General features: G+C 65.7%; 17 protein-coding genes, 1 tRNA gene and 1 other RNA gene. 10 read left to right on the top strand and 9 right to left on the bottom strand.

The window, feature by feature from the left end; all coding sequences use genetic code 11:
• Positions 1-911: 911 nt before the first annotated feature.
• Positions 912-2,084, top strand: a complete 1,173-nt coding sequence (locus P1N55_RS10545; RefSeq protein ID WP_276275581.1) for a M24 family metallopeptidase — start codon at positions 912-914, stop codon at positions 2,082-2,084.
• Between the two features lie 108 nt (positions 2,085-2,192).
• Here P1N55_RS10545 and P1N55_RS10540 read toward each other — a convergent pair whose 3' ends face one another.
• Both P1N55_RS10540 and P1N55_RS10535 read right to left on the bottom strand, forming a co-directional pair.
• Complete coding sequence (locus P1N55_RS10540) at positions 2,193-3,032, bottom strand: NAD-dependent epimerase/dehydratase family protein (protein ID WP_276275580.1); 840 nt, start codon at positions 3,030-3,032, stop codon at positions 2,193-2,195.
• 145 nt (positions 3,033-3,177) lie between these two features.
• Positions 3,178-4,314 carry a mandelate racemase/muconate lactonizing enzyme family protein gene (locus tag P1N55_RS10535; RefSeq protein ID WP_276275579.1) on the bottom strand — a complete coding sequence of 379 codons (1,137 nt, stop codon included), beginning with the start codon at positions 4,312-4,314 and terminating at the stop codon, positions 3,178-3,180.
• Between the two features lie 165 nt (positions 4,315-4,479).
• On the opposite strand from P1N55_RS10535, the gene P1N55_RS10530 reads away from it, so the two are divergent.
• Positions 4,480-5,418 carry a dihydrodipicolinate synthase family protein gene (locus tag P1N55_RS10530; RefSeq protein ID WP_276275578.1) on the top strand — a complete coding sequence of 313 codons (939 nt, stop codon included), beginning with the start codon at positions 4,480-4,482 and terminating at the stop codon, positions 5,416-5,418.
• A gap of 138 nt (positions 5,419-5,556) precedes the next feature.
• On the opposite strand, the gene P1N55_RS10525 is transcribed toward P1N55_RS10530, so the two are convergent.
• Both P1N55_RS10525 and P1N55_RS10520 read right to left on the bottom strand, forming a co-directional pair.
• Entirely contained in the window at positions 5,557-6,804 is a 1,248-nt protein-coding gene (locus P1N55_RS10525) for a mandelate racemase/muconate lactonizing enzyme family protein (RefSeq protein ID WP_276275577.1), read from the bottom strand.
• Positions 6,805-7,002: 198 nt separating this feature from the next.
• Positions 7,003-7,785 carry an IclR family transcriptional regulator gene (locus tag P1N55_RS10520; protein ID WP_276275576.1) on the bottom strand — a complete coding sequence of 261 codons (783 nt, stop codon included), beginning with the start codon at positions 7,783-7,785 and terminating at the stop codon, positions 7,003-7,005.
• A gap of 783 nt (positions 7,786-8,568) precedes the next feature.
• Here P1N55_RS10520 and P1N55_RS10515 point away from each other — a divergent pair.
• Positions 8,569-9,429 (top strand): hypothetical protein, encoded by an 861-nt coding sequence (locus P1N55_RS10515; protein ID WP_276275575.1) that lies wholly within the window; start codon positions 8,569-8,571, stop codon positions 9,427-9,429.
• Between the two features lie 55 nt (positions 9,430-9,484).
• On the opposite strand, the gene P1N55_RS10510 is transcribed toward P1N55_RS10515, so the two are convergent.
• The 5 genes from P1N55_RS10510 to P1N55_RS10490 all read right to left on the bottom strand — a co-directional run bounded on the left by P1N55_RS10510 (position 9,485) and on the right by P1N55_RS10490 (position 10,936).
• Complete coding sequence (locus tag P1N55_RS10510; RefSeq protein ID WP_276275574.1) at positions 9,485-9,700, bottom strand: hypothetical protein; 216 nt, start codon at positions 9,698-9,700, stop codon at positions 9,485-9,487.
• Positions 9,701-9,811: 111 nt separating this feature from the next.
• Positions 9,812-9,940, bottom strand: coding sequence for a hypothetical protein (locus P1N55_RS10505; protein WP_276275573.1), 129 nt, complete (start codon positions 9,938-9,940; stop codon positions 9,812-9,814).
• 17 nt (positions 9,941-9,957) lie between these two features.
• Positions 9,958-10,030, bottom strand: a tRNA-Lys gene (locus tag P1N55_RS10500).
• Positions 10,031-10,064: 34 nt separating this feature from the next.
• Positions 10,065-10,733 (bottom strand): DUF7119 family protein, encoded by a 669-nt coding sequence (locus tag P1N55_RS10495; RefSeq protein ID WP_276275572.1) that lies wholly within the window; start codon positions 10,731-10,733, stop codon positions 10,065-10,067.
• A gap of 38 nt (positions 10,734-10,771) precedes the next feature.
• Positions 10,772-10,936: a hypothetical protein gene (locus tag P1N55_RS10490; RefSeq protein WP_276275571.1), complete on the bottom strand. Its 165-nt coding sequence runs from the start codon at positions 10,934-10,936 to the stop codon at positions 10,772-10,774.
• A gap of 254 nt (positions 10,937-11,190) precedes the next feature.
• Here P1N55_RS10490 and P1N55_RS10485 point away from each other — a divergent pair, with 254 nt between their 5' ends.
• The 7 genes from P1N55_RS10485 (at position 11,191) to P1N55_RS10455 (ending at position 15,859) form a co-directional block, all read left to right on the top strand.
• Positions 11,191-11,532, top strand: coding sequence for a hypothetical protein (locus tag P1N55_RS10485; protein ID WP_276275570.1), 342 nt, complete (start codon positions 11,191-11,193; stop codon positions 11,530-11,532).
• Positions 11,533-11,626: 94 nt separating this feature from the next.
• Positions 11,627-13,438, top strand: coding sequence for a nitrite/sulfite reductase (locus P1N55_RS10480; protein WP_276275569.1), 1,812 nt, complete (start codon positions 11,627-11,629; stop codon positions 13,436-13,438).
• Positions 13,439-13,562: 124 nt separating this feature from the next.
• Positions 13,563-13,844: a HalOD1 output domain-containing protein gene (locus tag P1N55_RS10475; protein ID WP_276278709.1), complete on the top strand. Its 282-nt coding sequence runs from the start codon at positions 13,563-13,565 to the stop codon at positions 13,842-13,844.
• Between the two features lie 70 nt (positions 13,845-13,914).
• Positions 13,915-14,274, top strand: coding sequence for a hypothetical protein (locus tag P1N55_RS10470; protein WP_276275568.1), 360 nt, complete (start codon positions 13,915-13,917; stop codon positions 14,272-14,274).
• Positions 14,275-14,559: 285 nt separating this feature from the next.
• Positions 14,560-14,952, top strand: an RNA gene (gene rnpB / locus P1N55_RS10465) — RNase P RNA component.
• A 90-nt stretch (positions 14,953-15,042) separates the two neighbouring features.
• Complete coding sequence (locus tag P1N55_RS10460; protein WP_276275567.1) at positions 15,043-15,657, top strand: rubrerythrin family protein; 615 nt, start codon at positions 15,043-15,045, stop codon at positions 15,655-15,657.
• Between the two features lie 40 nt (positions 15,658-15,697).
• Positions 15,698-15,859, top strand: coding sequence for a hypothetical protein (locus P1N55_RS10455; RefSeq protein WP_276275566.1), 162 nt, complete (start codon positions 15,698-15,700; stop codon positions 15,857-15,859).
• The last annotated feature ends 310 nt before the right edge of the window (positions 15,860-16,169 follow it).

Here is a 16,169-nt window from a genome sequence, read left to right as displayed (position 1 = left end):
GATCTTTCGGTGCCGGGCATCCCTCGCTCTGGAACCTCTGTATACTATCAGGCGTACACCTGTTATCTTGTGGCGTGTCTGACCGCTCACTCTTGATGGCTGTCGCTGAGAACATCTTCGGCTGGGTGGTCCTGTCGGTGGAACTTCGAACCTAACAGCCGCACACTGGTTATTCTATTCTCCGCTGCCCGGTTCGCATACGGTTCACACGGGTGCCGAGGTCAACGCACGTCAATCGAGATGGATTTCCGAGCTCTCCGTCGACCCCGCCGCATCTATCCCGTCCGAGGCTAGTCAGGTCACCACGACCGTAGACCGGCCGTCCTTACGGGCACGTTCCGGCCTCCCCTGTCCGAGCGCCCTGCTGAGAGACTGTCGTGTCGACCTGTGCAATCCGTCCTGGGCGTCCCGGGGTGGGAGGACCGAGGGCTCTTGCGTTCCCGCAGACAGTCCCGGGACTGACGCGTGCAAGTACTCGAATCCGGCCACGCTGTTTCCCCCGAGGACCCTCTCGGATCGGCAGGATGGGGGGATCCACGGGGTGTCTCGATTCTGTCGACAGGGGGTTCGCCAGAGGGGAACGGTCGCCCTTACACGGTCCCGGGGAACTCCGCGGTGTGGAGCGCTCGGTTAGCGTCGTCGGCCCTGTAGATTCCCTCCGGTCCGGAGCCGCACCGGTACAGCTCACATCCGGCCCGCTCTCGTCAGTTCCCGAGGAGGGAACGCTGTTGGCCCGTGCCGTCAGGGGTAGGCGGCGACACGGGCACATCATCTCGATGGTCCGTCAAACCTGATCGAGTGCAATCCGACCAACTCGTCGACTCCCCCACCAGCAACACCCGGTCCGTGGCTGTCCGCGTTCCACAACGAAGAGCCGGCATCTTTTTATCGGTGGGACGGAACTCTCTCGCATGGCTCAGCAACCGACACTCCCTACATCGGAGTACGAGCGACGAGTGAGCGCCGTTCGCGAGTCGATGGCAGCGAAGGGATACGACCTGTTCGTCGTGTACTCGGACGAGTACCGACTCGGCGACGGGTTCTACCTCTCGAACTTCAAGCCGATCAACGTCCTCGAAGAGGCACATCAGCTCGTCCTCATTCCGATCGACGACGATCCGGTGTTGCTCACGGGGACTCTCAACAGTTACGGGGCGAAGGAGCGATCGTGGATCGACGACGTCCGGTACTTCGAGACCCTCACGGAGACCCTGGAGGACGTCGTCAGCAGATCCGAGGGCGTCTCCAAGGTCGGCCTCGCTGGCGAAAAGCTCCTGCCGGTCCGGTACTACAACCAGATCGACGATGCCCTTTCGGGGCAGGAGCTCGTCCACGACGATGACCTGTTAGCCCGGCTGCGCCAGTACAAGAGCGACGCGGAGATCCGGATGCTGGAGCAGTCCGCCCACGTCGGCGATCAGAGCATCGTCGACGTGGTCGACGCGATGGAGGTCGGCGACAGCGAGGCGGATCTCGCCGCAGTGGGCGAGTACAGTGCCCGTCGACAATCCGCCGAGATCGGATCGGCCTACGTGATCTTCGCGGGTGACAACACCCGTCACCCGACCTGGCGCCCGTCGCCCGACCACTACGTCGAGGCGGGCGATTACGTCATCATCGACGCGTCACCGCAGTACCGGGGCTACGCCGCCGACGTCGCCATCACCGCGATCGCCGGCGAGGACGAACAGAAGGCCGAGACGTACGCGCGGGCGAACCAGCTGACGAACGACTTCATCGAGGAGGATATGTATCCCGGCGTCAGCGCCTCCGGCCTCTACGAACGAATGCTCGAACGGGCCGAAGAGGCGGGCTGGCGCGACGAGTTCGAGCCGTGGGCACAGGGCGTTCGCGCCATCGGCCACGGGGTGGGCGTCGACGTCGTCGAGTGGCCCAACCTCGGTCCGAACACCGACGTGGAACTCGAACCGGGAATGGTCGTCGCGATCAAGTTCGACCTCCACGGCATCCCCGGCGGCGGTCTCAGGGTCGAACGCATGGTACACATCCAGGAAGACGACGTCAGATGCCTGAACTTCACCGACCCCGACGCCATCCCGGCACATACCCGGCAGTACCTCTGACCGGCGTGTAGGCCACCCCGGACGGCCGTCATCATTTTGGCCGTGCGTTCACTGTACGTCAGCGCCGCGACTGTCGAACGGAGTCCCGACTCAGTGGAGCGACCGCTCTCACGCCGGTGGGGCGTCCCACTCCTCGGCGTTGTCCTGCGGGTCGTACCCGATACGGGCCCGCGCGTGTTCGAGGTCGAGCCAGCGTCGGTAGTTGTCGCTCACGCTGTTGAAGATGCCAAACGCCACGTCGTCGTCCGCGAGACAGCACTCCAGCTGGTGGACGAAGTCCCGGCGAGATTGCCACATCGCCTTCATCCGGGCGACCTGCCTGTCGTACTCGTCGCTGCCACGCTCCCAGCGTCCCTCGTCGACGCCCTGCTCGGCGTTGCCGTACGGGTGGTCGTACGCTGCGCTGTTCACCGTCCCGACACGCAGGGCGTAGAGTCGGTTCGGGTAGTCGTAGTTCTCGACGTAGTACCGACCAACGTCCTCCCCGAAGCTCTTGGTCGCGCCGTAGAACGAGTCGGGACGGACCGGGTCGGTGTGATCGACCACGAGGCCGTGGCCCGGATAGTAGATGTCGGGGGCGAATTCCTGCTCGTACATCCCCACGACGTGGTTCGACGAGAGGAAGACGAACGATTCGACCTCGTTCTCGCGCGCCGCTTCGAGCGCGTTGTACGTCCCCAGGATGTTCGGCTCGAACACGTCGCCCCAGTCGCCGGTCGGGTGCGGATACGCCGCCATGTGGATTATCGCATCCTGTCCCGTACTCGCATCGACCAGGGCGTCGGCGTCGGTGATGTCGCCGACGACGGTGTCGTACCCTCCGTACGGATGGTCGTCCGGCCGGTCGGTGCGGTTGAAGTACGTGAAGTCGTACTCCGCGCGGTCGTGCAGGTGGTCGATAAGTGCGGTTCCACACCGGCCGTAGCTGCCGGTCACGAGTACGTCCATATAGGCCTATGTGGGAAACTCGGCTATATAATACCGTGGGTAATCCCGTGCGCGTCTTGAGTTGCCGTCGGTTCCTCTACCGCGATCCTGGCCGTGCCGTCGGGGGTGCGACTCACCCTCCGTGTGCTGTCACAGCGGCCGTCGGTCAGTCGTCGGCGCGGTACGTCTCGACGGTGTCTTCGTCGACCGTGATACCCAGGCCTGGCTCCTGCGGGACGTCGAGAGAGCCACCGGTCGGGTCGAAGGGGGCTTCGAGAATCCCGTCCCGAAGCGGGTTGTCGCTGCGGTCGAACTCGACCAGCATCGGCTCGGGGACGTTGCGTGTGTTGGGATAGTCGGGAACGCTCGCGGCGAACTGCACGGCCGCCGCGAGGCCGACGCCGCTGTTCCAGATGTGGGGTCTGACGCCGACGTTCTCGGCCGACGCCAGCTTCGCGATGGTGCGTGCTTCCGACAGCCCGCCACAGCGGGCGAGGTTGGGCTGGACGACGTCGACGAGGCGGTCGTCGACGAGTCGTTTGAACTCGAAGCGGCCGAAGTGCGCCTCGCCAGCGGCGATTGGGACGTCCACGTGCTGTTTCACTTCACGGTACCCACTCAGGTTCTCCGGCGGGACCGGCTCTTCGATCCACGTGATATCGTACTCCTCGATGGCCTTCGCGGTCCGAATCGCCTGGTCGGGTCGGTAGTTGCCGTTGACGTCGACCATCAGGTGGCCGTCCTCGCCCAGAATACCGCGGGCGGTTCGCACACGCTCGACGTCCTCCTCCAGCGTGGTGCCGATCTTTATCTTCGCCGCGGTGAACCCCGCTTCGACGGCCTCGCGCATCGGCTCCTCGATGGGCCGGTCTTTCTCGGTGAAGTACATGGTCGAGGCGTACGGCGTGAGCGTGGTCCGCTCGGTCCCACCGAGCAGTGTGTGGACGGGTTTCCCGACCGTCTTTCCGATGATGTCCCAGCACGCGAGGTCGATTGCGCTGACCGCGCTCTGGACGAAGGCGCTCCCGCCGAAGTGGTACGGGTCGGCGTACGAGCGCTCGGCCAGTGACTCAACCGCGTAGGGGTCCATCCCCAGCACGTCGTCGCGGAACAGCTCCTCGATGGTCGCGCTCGCGATCGGGCCCGGGGCGAACGCTTCGCCCCAGCCGACGACGCCCGTGTCGGTCTCGAGTCGGAGCAGCGTCGTCGCCCGTTCGTGGCCGAACCCACGAGCGTCACCCAGTCCCTCGCCCGCTGGAAGTGAATACGACAACGGAATCGGCTCGATGCTTGCGATTTCCATACAGACCGATTCACGGCGTGGCCGAAATAGCTTGTGCCGGCTGAACGCCCCTCTCCGGGTCGATTCAGGGACTGTCTCGGTCGGCCTTCCGGCGGCTCATGTTCCGCTCCGTCGGCGGTTCACACAGACGATGGGTTTATGCTATCTCACCGTTACCGTCATAGCATGCAATCGTCTGCCGAGCAGGTACGAACACGTCTCCGTGGCGTCGCTGCCGGCCTGTTGACACCGTTCGACGACGAACTCGAGGTGATGCACGACGAGCTCGGTGAGAACGCTCGGTGTCTCTACGACCAGGGCATCCGGACGTTCCTCGCGACGGCGAACATCAGCGAGTACCACTCCCTCTCGAAGGCAGAACGGGTCGAGGTAACACGGACGAGCGTCGACGCGCTTCCAGATGCGGCCTGTGTCATCGCCGGCGTTGGCGGAAGTACGCCCGAGGCAACCGAGTTGATCGGCGCGTACGACGAGATCGGCGTCGACGCCCTGATGGTGATGCCACCGGCGCATACCTTCGTCCACGAACAGGGGCTCCTCGACTACTATCGAAAACTCGACGCCGCGAGCGAGCGCCCACTCGTCCCATACGTCAAAGGCTTCGACCCATCCGTCGACTTCCTCGGCGACCTCACGCGAATCGATGGGGTCGTCGGTATCAAGTACGCGCTGGAGGACTGCGTCAAACTCGGCTCGGCGGTCGCCGCCGGCACAGACGACGTGGTGTGGGTGAACGGACTCGCCGAACCGTACGCCGTCGCGTTCTGGGGTGAGGGTATCGAGGGCTTCTCTGCGGGGGTCAGCAACTTCCGTCCCGAAGTCGGCCTCGAACTGTTCGCCGCCCTCTCGGCGGGGGACTGGGAACGGGCCCGACGGCTCCGCAACATCTGCCTTCCGTATCAGCGGTTCCGCGACGAGACCGGCGCGAACAACGAACTCGCTGGCGCCATCAGCATCTCCGCAGTGAAGAAAGGACTCGAACTCGCCGGGTTGCACGGCGGCAACGTCCGGGAACCGATCTGTCCGCTCTCGGCGGAAGACGAGACGCGAGCGGAGGCGCTGTACGACCAGCTCGACGACGACATCGACCGACTCATCGGCTGATCGTCCCTCGCCAGCATCTGTGCACACGCTGCGAGAACCACCAGGAAGTGCGCGCTGACTGTGTGCTCCGGTCCCGCGGCTTCTGACTGGACCTACAACGGGTGGGCGTGTCGTGCGCTGTTGTCCGCGGTCTCTCGCTCAGTCGTCCTCGTAGTCGAACTCCGTCCACGCCCCGTCGATGAACGGATACTCGTCGACGACGTCCAGGTTCACCTCCAGGCCGAGTCCCGGGTCGTCAGAAACCGTGAGGATTCCTTCCTCGACCGATGGCTGGCCTTCGAGGAGGTCGAACGCGAGGTCGAACGGATACATCCCCGGGTCACCGTCGACGTGCGGCGTGAGGAGTGGGTCTCGCTCGAACACCGGGTACTCCAGCAGTTCGACCTCCGGTGCGGCCGCGACGAGGTGCGCGTTGGCTACCAGTCCGAGCCACGTTCCGAAGTTGTGCGGCACGAACGTTACGTCCCGGCCCTGGCAGAACTCGACGGCGGTCCAACACCCGGTGAACCCCTCGTGGTGTCTGACGTCGCCCTGCAAAAAGTCGACCGCCCCTGTCCGTCCGAGCGCCACCAGTCCCGCGGGGGACTCCTCGCTCTCCCCGCCGGCCATCGGTGCTCCGGCCTCGGCCAAGGCGACGTAGCCGTCGTGGTCGTCGGGCGCGACCGGTTCTTCGATCCAGTAGGCACCGTGCTCGTCCGCGTGCTCGACGAGTTCACGGACGACGGCATCGCCGTACCCATCGCGAAGCTTCCACCAGGTGTGCACGTCGAGCATGATCTCCATCTCGCCAGTGGCCTCGGTGAGCAACTCCACCGTCCGCCGGTCAGCGTCGGCGCCGATGCCGGGGCGGTACTTGTATCCGATAAAGCCCAGCTCCTCGAGCAGTTTGGCCTGTTCGACGTAGCCCGCCGGTTCCATGTACATCCCCGCGCTGGCGTACAGCGGGAGCTCTGTGGTCGCCTCGGTGTCGTACTCCTCGGCGAGCAGCTCGTAGACGGGGGCACCGAGTTCCTTCCCGCGGATGTCGTGGAGTGCCACGTCGATAGCCGAGACGGCCTCTTTCCGTAGATGTGGTGGCAGTCCAGCCTCGTCGATGCGTGCGTGGGCGTCGGGAATCTCGTCGATACGCTCGCCCTCCAGGGCGTCCGCGACGGGCCCCTCGATCACCTCCGCGAACGTCCCCTGCGAGTCCCCGTCGAAGTATTCTCGCATCGCCGAACTGCTCGCACCGGCCGTCGCGACGCCACGAACCCCGGTTTTCGTCTCGACGACGACCAGCACGACGTCTCGCTTGTGCAGCCGGCGAACCCCACCGTGGAACTGCCGTTCCTGTGTCCGGTCGATTCGTGACGACAACGCGTATCCAGCGACCGCTGCGATGTCCATACGAGTGCAAGCGCGTGCGATTCCTTAAAGTATACTGGGATTCCGAAACCGTGCCGGTCGTGGCCCGACGTAGACAGACATGTCCTTGCGGGACCGTCACGCCACTCTCCCGGGCGAGCGCTCGTCCATCGAACGCTCGGTGCAGTCGGTGAGCGGACCGAACGCGGGTCGCCGGTGGGAGGCTCCTGCCCTGAGGGGTTACGAGAACTTCGTGTTGAGTTCGATGACGTTGGCCGCGCGTTTGACGTGTTCTGCGAGCTCTGTGTGGAGCCGCTCGTCGGTGAACCGGCTCGTCGGCCCCGAGATGCTGATGGCGCCCAGGACCGTCTCGCCGTTTTTCACTGGCGCAGCGACGCACCGTAACCCCTCGATGTTCTCCTCGTCGTCGATGCCGTACCCGCGTTCGATCGTGGTCTCGAGTTCCTCGTAGAGCGCGTCGGGGCTGGTGATGGTGTGTGGGGTGTGCGGTTCGAAACGACAGGACTCGATGATCTGTTCCTGTCGCTCCGGCGGGAGGTGTGCGAGAATCGTCTTTCCCAGGGACGTCGAGTACATCGGTTGCTGGGTCCCGATTCGCGACTTCGTCTCGACCGATTGCGAGCCCCTCGCCTTGCAGAGGTAGTAGACCTCCCCGTACTCCTCGATCCCGAAGTGCGCGATCTCGCCGGTCTCGGTCGCCAGCTTGTCGACCTCCCGTTCGATCACGTCGTAGTTGCCCACCTGTTCGCGAACGCGTGTCGCCATGTCGATGATGCGGAGACTGAGCCGGTACCCGTCCCCCTCTCGAACGAGAACCCGTCGCTTCTCGAGCGTCCGGAGGTGACTGTGGACCGTACTCTTCGAGTGTCCGAGGTCGTTCGCGATCTCCGTGACCCCGATTCGGCCCCGTTCCTGTAGTAACTCGATGATGTTGAGTGCGATCTCGACCGAGCGAATCGTTCGCCCAGTGCGTTCGTCCCCTCCGCCGGTCGTGCGTGACATAGTGAGGCCAATGCGCTGCGCTTACAAATCGTTGTTCCCGTAGGGGGAACCTCCCGAGTACTCATGCCGACGCTCCTCGGGCCCGGGTGCTCCGGCGTCAGAATACACCCGAACTGGTCCACTCGGAGACCAAACGGCGCTTGTTCCTCCTTCAGACCGGCTACCGAGACTCCTCGTCCTACGTGGTCGTGGATCGTGATGGCAGCCTCCGGTCTCGATCCGAGGATTCCACCCGCTGGGGGTGGCCGACAACAGAGCGTCACGGGCTTGCGATCTCTGGTTCGGTTGCTCCGGACCGCCACTGTGTGCCGACGTGGTCGGGCCTCGAATTCGATAGAGTATCGATGTATGTCCAAAATCAAAACCTAAATAGAGCACTACTATCTCACTGTCTCGGTTAACAGGCACACTTTTATCAAAACAGTTCCAAAAATGTCTTAGATGGAGTATTATATGTGCACATTAGAGTTTATTATACTGTTTTGTCGGATTATATCACCATGCAGACGGGGAATGTTTCCTATATTGGCATTCTGTGACTGTTTTGCCTGTATTGTGGGTACAGCTCTCCCTTCCTCTGCGTACCCTCGTGAAGGGACTCCCCTCTCCAACCTGAACTCGTCTGTGCGGGGCCGTCGGCTGCTCGGGGCCATCGGGTCCACGGTGCTCGACCAGTAGGCACGACGCTGCTCCACAGTCAGGTGCGATGTGCCCACCGAGGCCCCCGCTACACCGTCCAGCCGAAAGTAATCATTAAACCGCGCGCCGACCGACCGTTCGAACATGCAACGACGAGCCGCCGCGGCATACTTCGTGTTCTTCCTCGTCGTCAGTGTCGCAGCCTACGCGTACATTGGCGTCGCGGAGAGTCAGCGGCCGGAGGTGAACCTCGACGAGACCGCCGAACTGACCAACGAGAGTACGTTCAGCGTCGACGGGACGACCTACACGGCATCGAACATCCACCTGGCGTCCGGCGGTGGTGGACACGGTGGCGGCGGGTCGATGGTCGCCGAACTGGCCTGGACGAACGAGTCCGCCAGATTCACCCAGACGGTAGAGCACAACACGACGACCACGTACCAGAACGAGACGTACCTGGCGCTGACTGACAACGAGACCAGCACGCTCACCCTGCGCCAGCAGTTCAACGTCTCCCAGCTGCTCCGCGAGGACCCGGCAGTCCGGAACTCGCTGGCGACCCAGAACGGGACCCAGTACGTCGTCTACCGCGAGAACGAGACGCTCCGCCCGCTCGAGCAGTGGCTCCCCGAGCCCGAGACCCTGGCGTTCTCGCCCGGCGACACGTACGAACTCACCACCGACAGCGGCACCCAACAGGCGACCGTCGCCGCCGTCTCCGGGAGCGGGGCGACCCTCGAGTGGACCGGCGCCGAGGAACAGACGCGCGAACTCAGCGAGGGCGGCAACGTCACGCTGAGCGGGCAGCAGTACTTCGCTCACTTCCCGGACCACAGCACGGTCCAGGTCGTCAGCATCGACGAGTATCCGGAGTACCAGACGGCACTCGAGCGCCAGGACTACTTCCACGAACGCAAGAACGGTCTCTGGGGCGTCTCTATCCTGAGCGGCATCGCCGCCGTGTTGCTCCTCGGGATGGCCTACATGCCGACCCGCGGCTGAGAACTCGCCGGTTCGACTGCCGCTGTACTCCCGATTTTCGACCCCGGCGGCGCGCTTACTCCCGACCCGTCCAGCTGACGTAGGCGAGGCCGAGTCCGACGACGGCCATCAGGACCGCCCCGACGACCTGGACCACTGCCGAGGCCACACTGGCGTGGGTGGCCCACGGCGCGCCCGCGATGGTCCCCAGAGCCGCCAGGACCAGGAAGGCCCCGACGCCGACGCCGAGCGGTTCGAGCGTGTCCGTGACGTACTCCGAGCGGAGGTTCATACCGACCCTGTACACCGACGCGGTGGTAAATGGTCCGGTCTCCAGTGGCGGCTTCGCTTCGCACGTCCGTTCGCGGTGTCACCGCTCAGGAGTTCGAGACGCTCCCGTCGGTCACGTCTCGTCTTTGTCGCAGAAGCGGGCCGGGAGGGAGTTGAACCGGAGGAAGACGGTCGGCCTCCCGCTGGTCGGCCGCTGCGACTTCCAGGGTTCAACGCCCTCCGTGGCGTTGTCACTGCTCACTGTCGTTCGCAGGACAACGGGCCGGGAGGGAGTTGAACCCCCGACCATCTGGTTAAAAGCCAGACGCTCTGCCTAACTGAGTACCGGCCCACGATACTCGCTGGGTGGACAGACGGCTAAGGCCTTACGATCCGTCGCCGAGCGTCGATTCGAGGGACTCGGTGATGACGGCACTCGGGTCGGTGGCGTCCAGGGCCGCCTCGCGGCGGAGTTTGCAGTAGGCGTCGCGGTCGATGCTGACGGTGAGCTCGCCCAGCGTGTACCCTTCCTCGGCGAGGGCGGCCTCGACCGACGCGCCGTCGTTGATCCTGCTTGCGACCGCGCGGATCTGGCGGACCGTCAGGTCGTGATCGAGGGCGGCCCACGCGAGCAGGAGGCGGGCCTCCCCGGAGACGCGGGCGATGTGTTTCGCGGCCGTCGGAGCGATCTCGCCTTTCGCGACGTGGACGCGGATCGAGCGCGGCAGGTCGTGGACCCGGGACCACTTGCGGATAAAGGAGACGGTGGCGTCGCCGCCGGCGCGGGCGGCGGCGTCCTTGTAGGACCCCTCGCCACGGACCAGCGCCGCACACGCCGCGGCGCCCCGGAGCATGTAGACGTTGTCGTCGGCACCGGCGGTGTTCTCGGAGAACCGGCGCACCGTCTCGGCCGCGAGCGCGAGGCTCTCGGGGTCGTCCGGGTCGAACTCGACGGCCTCCTTGGCCCGCTGGCCGGTGAGCGCCGGGTCGCCGCGGATGACCGGCTTCCCGACCGGGGACTTCCGGTCGGTCGACGGTGCGTGGTCGTCTGGCATCAGTAGGCCGTTGGCGGCGGACTCATAAAAGCATCCCGTCAGTCGTCGTCGGCGGGACGGTCACGCTCCTCGCTCAGGTGCTCCCAGATCTCGGTACAGCCACAGCCGTCCTCGACGTCCTCGAGGTGGTCGGTCGCGGGCGCTTCGGCTTCGGCGTCGGTCTCGGCGTCGGTTTCGTCGTGGGTCTGGTGTGCCTTCGTCATCGTTGCTCTCTCGGTCGGGCGCGGTCCGGCCCGTTCGTACCCCTTCATATCACTCCGTCCCCCTTAACGGCGCTCTCCCCTGCAACAACGACCAGCACTGCGGCTTACAGGCAACAGACTCCGCTATCTTGTGCACGCCGCTTTCCGTGGCAGCGGGTGACACGCACCGTCGGACGGGAGCGCGACGACCCGGACTCCGGTGAAACTTGCGACCGGCGACGGGCTAAGGTACGCCGGCGACCTAATGAGATGTAATGACGACCGACGTTCACCAGCTCGACGACGGCGCCTGGATCTCGGTGAACGACGCCCGCGAAGTGAACGTCTCGGACCTGTGGTTGCTGGCACGGAGCGACTTCTGTGGGTGTGAGACGACCGATTTCCTCGCCGAGGGGTTCGTCGAGGTCGGCGTCGACCACCCGGACATCCAGGCGCGTATCGCCGGCCAGTGTATCGCTTGCGGTGCCAGTGGCGTCACGGACTGGCTGACCGTCGGCCGCGTCGTAGACCCGGATGTGGGGGAGTTCTACGGTGTGGTCCCCGAGAGCGTCCATTTCCCGGCGAAGCGCACCCGCCTGGCCCGTCCCGAGGAGTAAGCAACATTTTCCGTTTTCCGGCAGTGGGGGAGACGGTTGACGGCAAAGTGTACCGTATAAGGCCGGCTCTCTAGAGGTTGGCGTACGACTAACGATGCCGAGCAAGGTAGAGAACTGGAAGGACGAAGTCTACGGAAACGAGATTCGCGACCACCTCATGGAGTTCGCCGAGCAGGGCTGGGAGGCCATCCCGGACGACGAGCAGGACGCCTGGTTCGAGCGGTTCAAGTGGTGGGGGCTGTACCACCAGCGTTCGGGCCAGGAGTCGTACTTCATGATGCGCATCGGGACGCCAAACGGCGTCATCGAACCGGGCCAGCTCGAGGTCATCGGCGAGGTCGCCAAAGAGTACGCGCAGGGGCCCGCCGAGAACCCCGAGTTCGGCGACGCCTACTGTGACTGGACCACGCGCCAGTCGATCCAGCTGCACTGGATCAAACTCGAGGATATCCCCGAGATCTTCGAGCGACTGGAGTCGGTCGGCCTCTCGACCCAGCAGGCCTGTGGCGACTCCTGGCGCAACATCGTCGGCTGTCCCGTCGCCGGCAAGGACAAGCACGAACACGTCGACGCCTGGCCGGTCGCCCAGGAGCTCAACGAGACGTTCAAGGGCAACGACGACTACGCGAACCTCCCCCGGAAGTGGAAGGTCGCCATCACCGGCTGTGACGAGGGCTGTGGCCAGGGCGACATCAACGATCTGGCCTTCGAGCCCGCCGAGAAGGGCGGCGAACTCGGCTTCAACGTCCGCGTCGGCGGCGGCCTCTCCCGGAAGGAACCGCGACTGGCTCGCTCGCTGGACGTCTGGGTGCCTCCGGAGCAGGCCGCCGACGTCGCCCACGGCATGTCCGCGCTCTTCCGCGAGTACGGCGACCGCGAGGACCGCTTCAACGCCCGCATCAAGTTCCTCGTCGACGAGTGGGGCACCGAGAAGATGCGCTCGGTCCTCCAGGAGGAGTTCGTCGACTTCGAGCTGCCCACCGCCGGCGAGGACATGCGCGACCAGTACACCTACAACACCGGGACGCAGGCCGGCCACAACGATCACGTCGGCGTCACCGAACAGCCCGACGGCAACTACTACGTCGGGTTGAACGTCCTGGTCGGCCGGATGGGTGCCGACGACACGCTGGAACTGGCCGAACTCGCCGACGAGTACGGCTCCGGCGAGGTCCGCCTGACTCAGCGCCAGAACGTCATCGTCACGGACATCGCCGAGGAAGACCTCGACGAGTTCCTCGCAGAGCCGCTGCTCGAGGACTACTCACCCGACCCCTCGCCGTTCATGCGCGGCTCGATCGCCTGTACGGGCACGGAGTTCTGTTCGCTCTCCATCGTGGAGACGAAGAACCGTCAGGTCCGCTACGCCCGCTGGCTGCGCGACAACGTCGACCTGCCTGCCGACCACGACGAGTTCCACATCCACCTCTCGGGCTGTACCGCCTCCTGCGCCCAGCCCCAGATCGCCGACGTCTCCCTGCGCGGGATGAAGACCCGCAAGGACGGCGAACCCGTCGAGGCGCTGGACATCGGCCTGGGCGGCGGCCTGGGCGACGATCCGCGCTTCGCCGACTGGGTGGCGATGCGCGTGCCCGCCGACGAGGTACCCGGTGCGATCAAGAACCTCGTCGAGAACTTCAAAGAGCTGCGGGAGGAGCGCGCTGTCCCGGAGGGACAGCGAGGGCGAGACGGCGAAGCCGTCGAGCGAGAGACCTTCCGGGACTTCGTCGAGGCCCGCGACGAGGAGACGCTCGCGGACCTGGTCGAACCCGAGGAGACGGACTACGAGGACCCGTACATGCACAACACGAAGATGACGTGGTACCCCTACGCCGAGGACGACGACATGGGGGCCTCGCCCGCGCCCACCGACGGCCAGGGCCAGCCGCTCGCCTCCGACGACTGAGCCTGCCGGACGCTCGCCGACGGGCGTCGCGGCGACTTTCGAGTGCGGTTGCCCGGCGCAACGGGAGCCGGACGGCTGACGCGCGTCTGACGCGATTTTATGTACAGTTGAACATAAGGTGTGACTGTCATGTCTTCACAGGTGGGGACCAAAGCGGGAGTCACGAGCAGAGACGAACGACGGGGCCGTCGACGAGGCGAGTCGCAGGGTCGTCGAATCGGTGGCGGACGCGGCGGGGACGGCCCCGACGGCGCTCCCGAGTCTGACCGACGTGATCGACCCGGACGCGCTCGACGCCCTCTTCGCGGGCGACCGGACGAACGGCCGGGTGACGTTCCGCTATGCCGGTTTCCGGGTGACCGTCGACGCCGACCGCCGGGTCTCCGTGGTCGAGCCCATCGAGTGACCCGACCGGGACGCGCCTGTCCTGTCGAGCCATCACAAGACACTCCGGTGTCGCGCTCCGACCGCCAGCTATGCGTCACGTGCCCTCCCCGAACGCCGACGCCCGGGCGCTCCGCCCGCTGCTCGCCGTCCTCCTGGGTTCCCTCCTCGTGGTCGCTCTGTTCTTCTTTGCCACTGGCGGGACCTCCCCGTCGGATCAGCCTGTGTCGGTCACTGTGACCGCCGCCCCCGTCGACAGCGTCCCGGCCGACGCGACGGTCCACCGCCACGACGACTTCGAGTTCGTCTCGCCGGTCCACCGGGCCGTGACGAAGGCCGACGCCGCCGGTTCCCCGGTCACGACGACCGCCACCGTCGAGGACCCCTCGGTGGTCCGGCTCCCCGACGACGCCGACCGGACCCGGTACTACGCCGCAGCGACCTGCAACTGACCCCCGCAGACGCGCTCTTTCGGGTCACCGTCGAGACGACGACGTGACCGAACGACTACCGTGGCCGCGCCGGCGTCTCGTCGCCGGCGACGGGGACAGGCAGGCCCACAACCAGCATCCGGCGGCGACGCCGCCGGTTCCCCGGTCGCGAGCGCAGCGAGCGACCGGCCTTTTTGATCCAGATTTTTGCGCGGGGGGTGAGCGCTCGCCGACGGCGAGCGCGATGCCCCCGTGGAAAAAGGTGGGTGGGCAAGCCTTATCGGCGCCAGTCGTCTACTCGCCACTGGCAGAGGGAGGCCGGCTCCCGTGCCGCGAGGCATGAGGAAAGTCCCCCCACCCGTCGAACAGGTGACCGGGCGCAAGTCCGGGGCGGGAGACCGTCGGCGATGGAACAGCAACGACACGTCGTCGCGGGACCGATGAGGTGCGCGAACCCCGACCGAGGCTTCCGTGGGCCGCTTTGCGCCCCACGCTGCCGAAGGAAGGGGGAGTTAACCCACCGAGGATCAACGTTGGCCGCCTGACGGCGCCCAACGCCCCCGACGGACCGATGGAACGGCGAATCCTCTCCGGTGCAAGGCCGCGTCGACAGGTAGTTCGACACCGCGCGAGAGCGCTCGGACGTGGCCGCTGAGCCGAATGCCGGCCCGAACAGAAGGGGGCTTACTCCCCTCAGCCGCGACGCGTCGAGTGCCGACGCCGCTGCCCCGCGAGCGTGACAGTCGCGCTAACGATGGTTACAAGCACGGTCCGCCCGCAGTGACGGGTATGGACACAGCGGCTCTCATCGACGACGTCACGGACGACAAACAGACCGAGCTCTCGCGGCTCGGCTCCTCGAAGACGCTCTACGCCGACACGCGCGGCGAGATGGACGAAGCCACTGTCTTCGCCGCCGCGGCCGCCCGCGAGGCCGCCGCCAGCGAGACGTTCGCGGCCTGGGCCGACGACGAGCCCGACGACACAGCGGCGGCCCTGTTTGCCGACGCGGCCGAGGCCGCCGAGAACCGCCTGGTGAGTCTCGACGCCGACCCCGCCGACTGGACGCCGGCGATGCACGACACGCTCGACGACATCGACGGGACCGTCGCCCGCCTGGGCGGCCTGCTCGCCTGGACGCTCGTCGACAAGAAGATCAAAGAACAGCTTACCGGCTTCTTCACCGGCCAGGCCGACCCCCAGACCGCGAGCACGTTCCGCAGCGCCGGGAGCGACGTCGTCGACCTGCGCGAGGAGACCAGCGACCTGCTCGATACCGTCTGTGAAGGCGAGGACGACTGGGAGCGCGCCCGCGACGCCGCGATCGCCGTCGTCGAGGCGGCCTACGATGAGTTCTTCGAGACGCTGGAGAACCTAGGGGTCAACCCCAAGCCGATCTGTTAAGCCCCTCGTTACTATCGCGCCGGCGCCCGTTAGCTCGGGCATGCCGAAACATCACTACCGGTGTCACATCTGTGGACGCGACTTCGACCGGTTCGAACCGTGGCGCAACCACGTCGAGACCCGCCACGCCGACGGCAACCAGAAGTGGTGGCTCGTCGTCGAGGACCCCAGTGACCTCCCGTTCGAGGCTCAGGAACCCTGACGCGGCGGGGACTCTCTCACTTGTTTCAGCTCTCGCTCAGTGGGCCGCAAGACTCTCCGCTGCGCTAGTTCGAGGTCCATTCGCGTCGCCCGGTGCTCCGCGGGTCGCGGTGCTCCCCGCGTCGCATGTCGAGGCCCACTCGCTTCGCTCGTGTGCCTCGCTAGCCTCCACGGCTCCCGCTGATCGCCGCTCCGGTTCGAGAGTCTTCGCTCCGCTCAGACGGCGGTGTTTAGTTAAGGGATTCAGATCGTGAACAGCCAGAAAGCCCCGTGCTATCGGCTCCCGCGACTCGCTGCGCTCCGGTAGGTGC

The sequence above is a fragment of the Haloarcula regularis genome (assembly GCF_029338315.1).
Lineage (GTDB): Archaea > Halobacteriota > Halobacteria > Halobacteriales > Haloarculaceae > Haloarcula > Haloarcula regularis.
The sequence above is the reverse complement of the archived record's forward strand: the minus strand, read 5'-3'. Positions and strand labels throughout refer to the sequence as shown.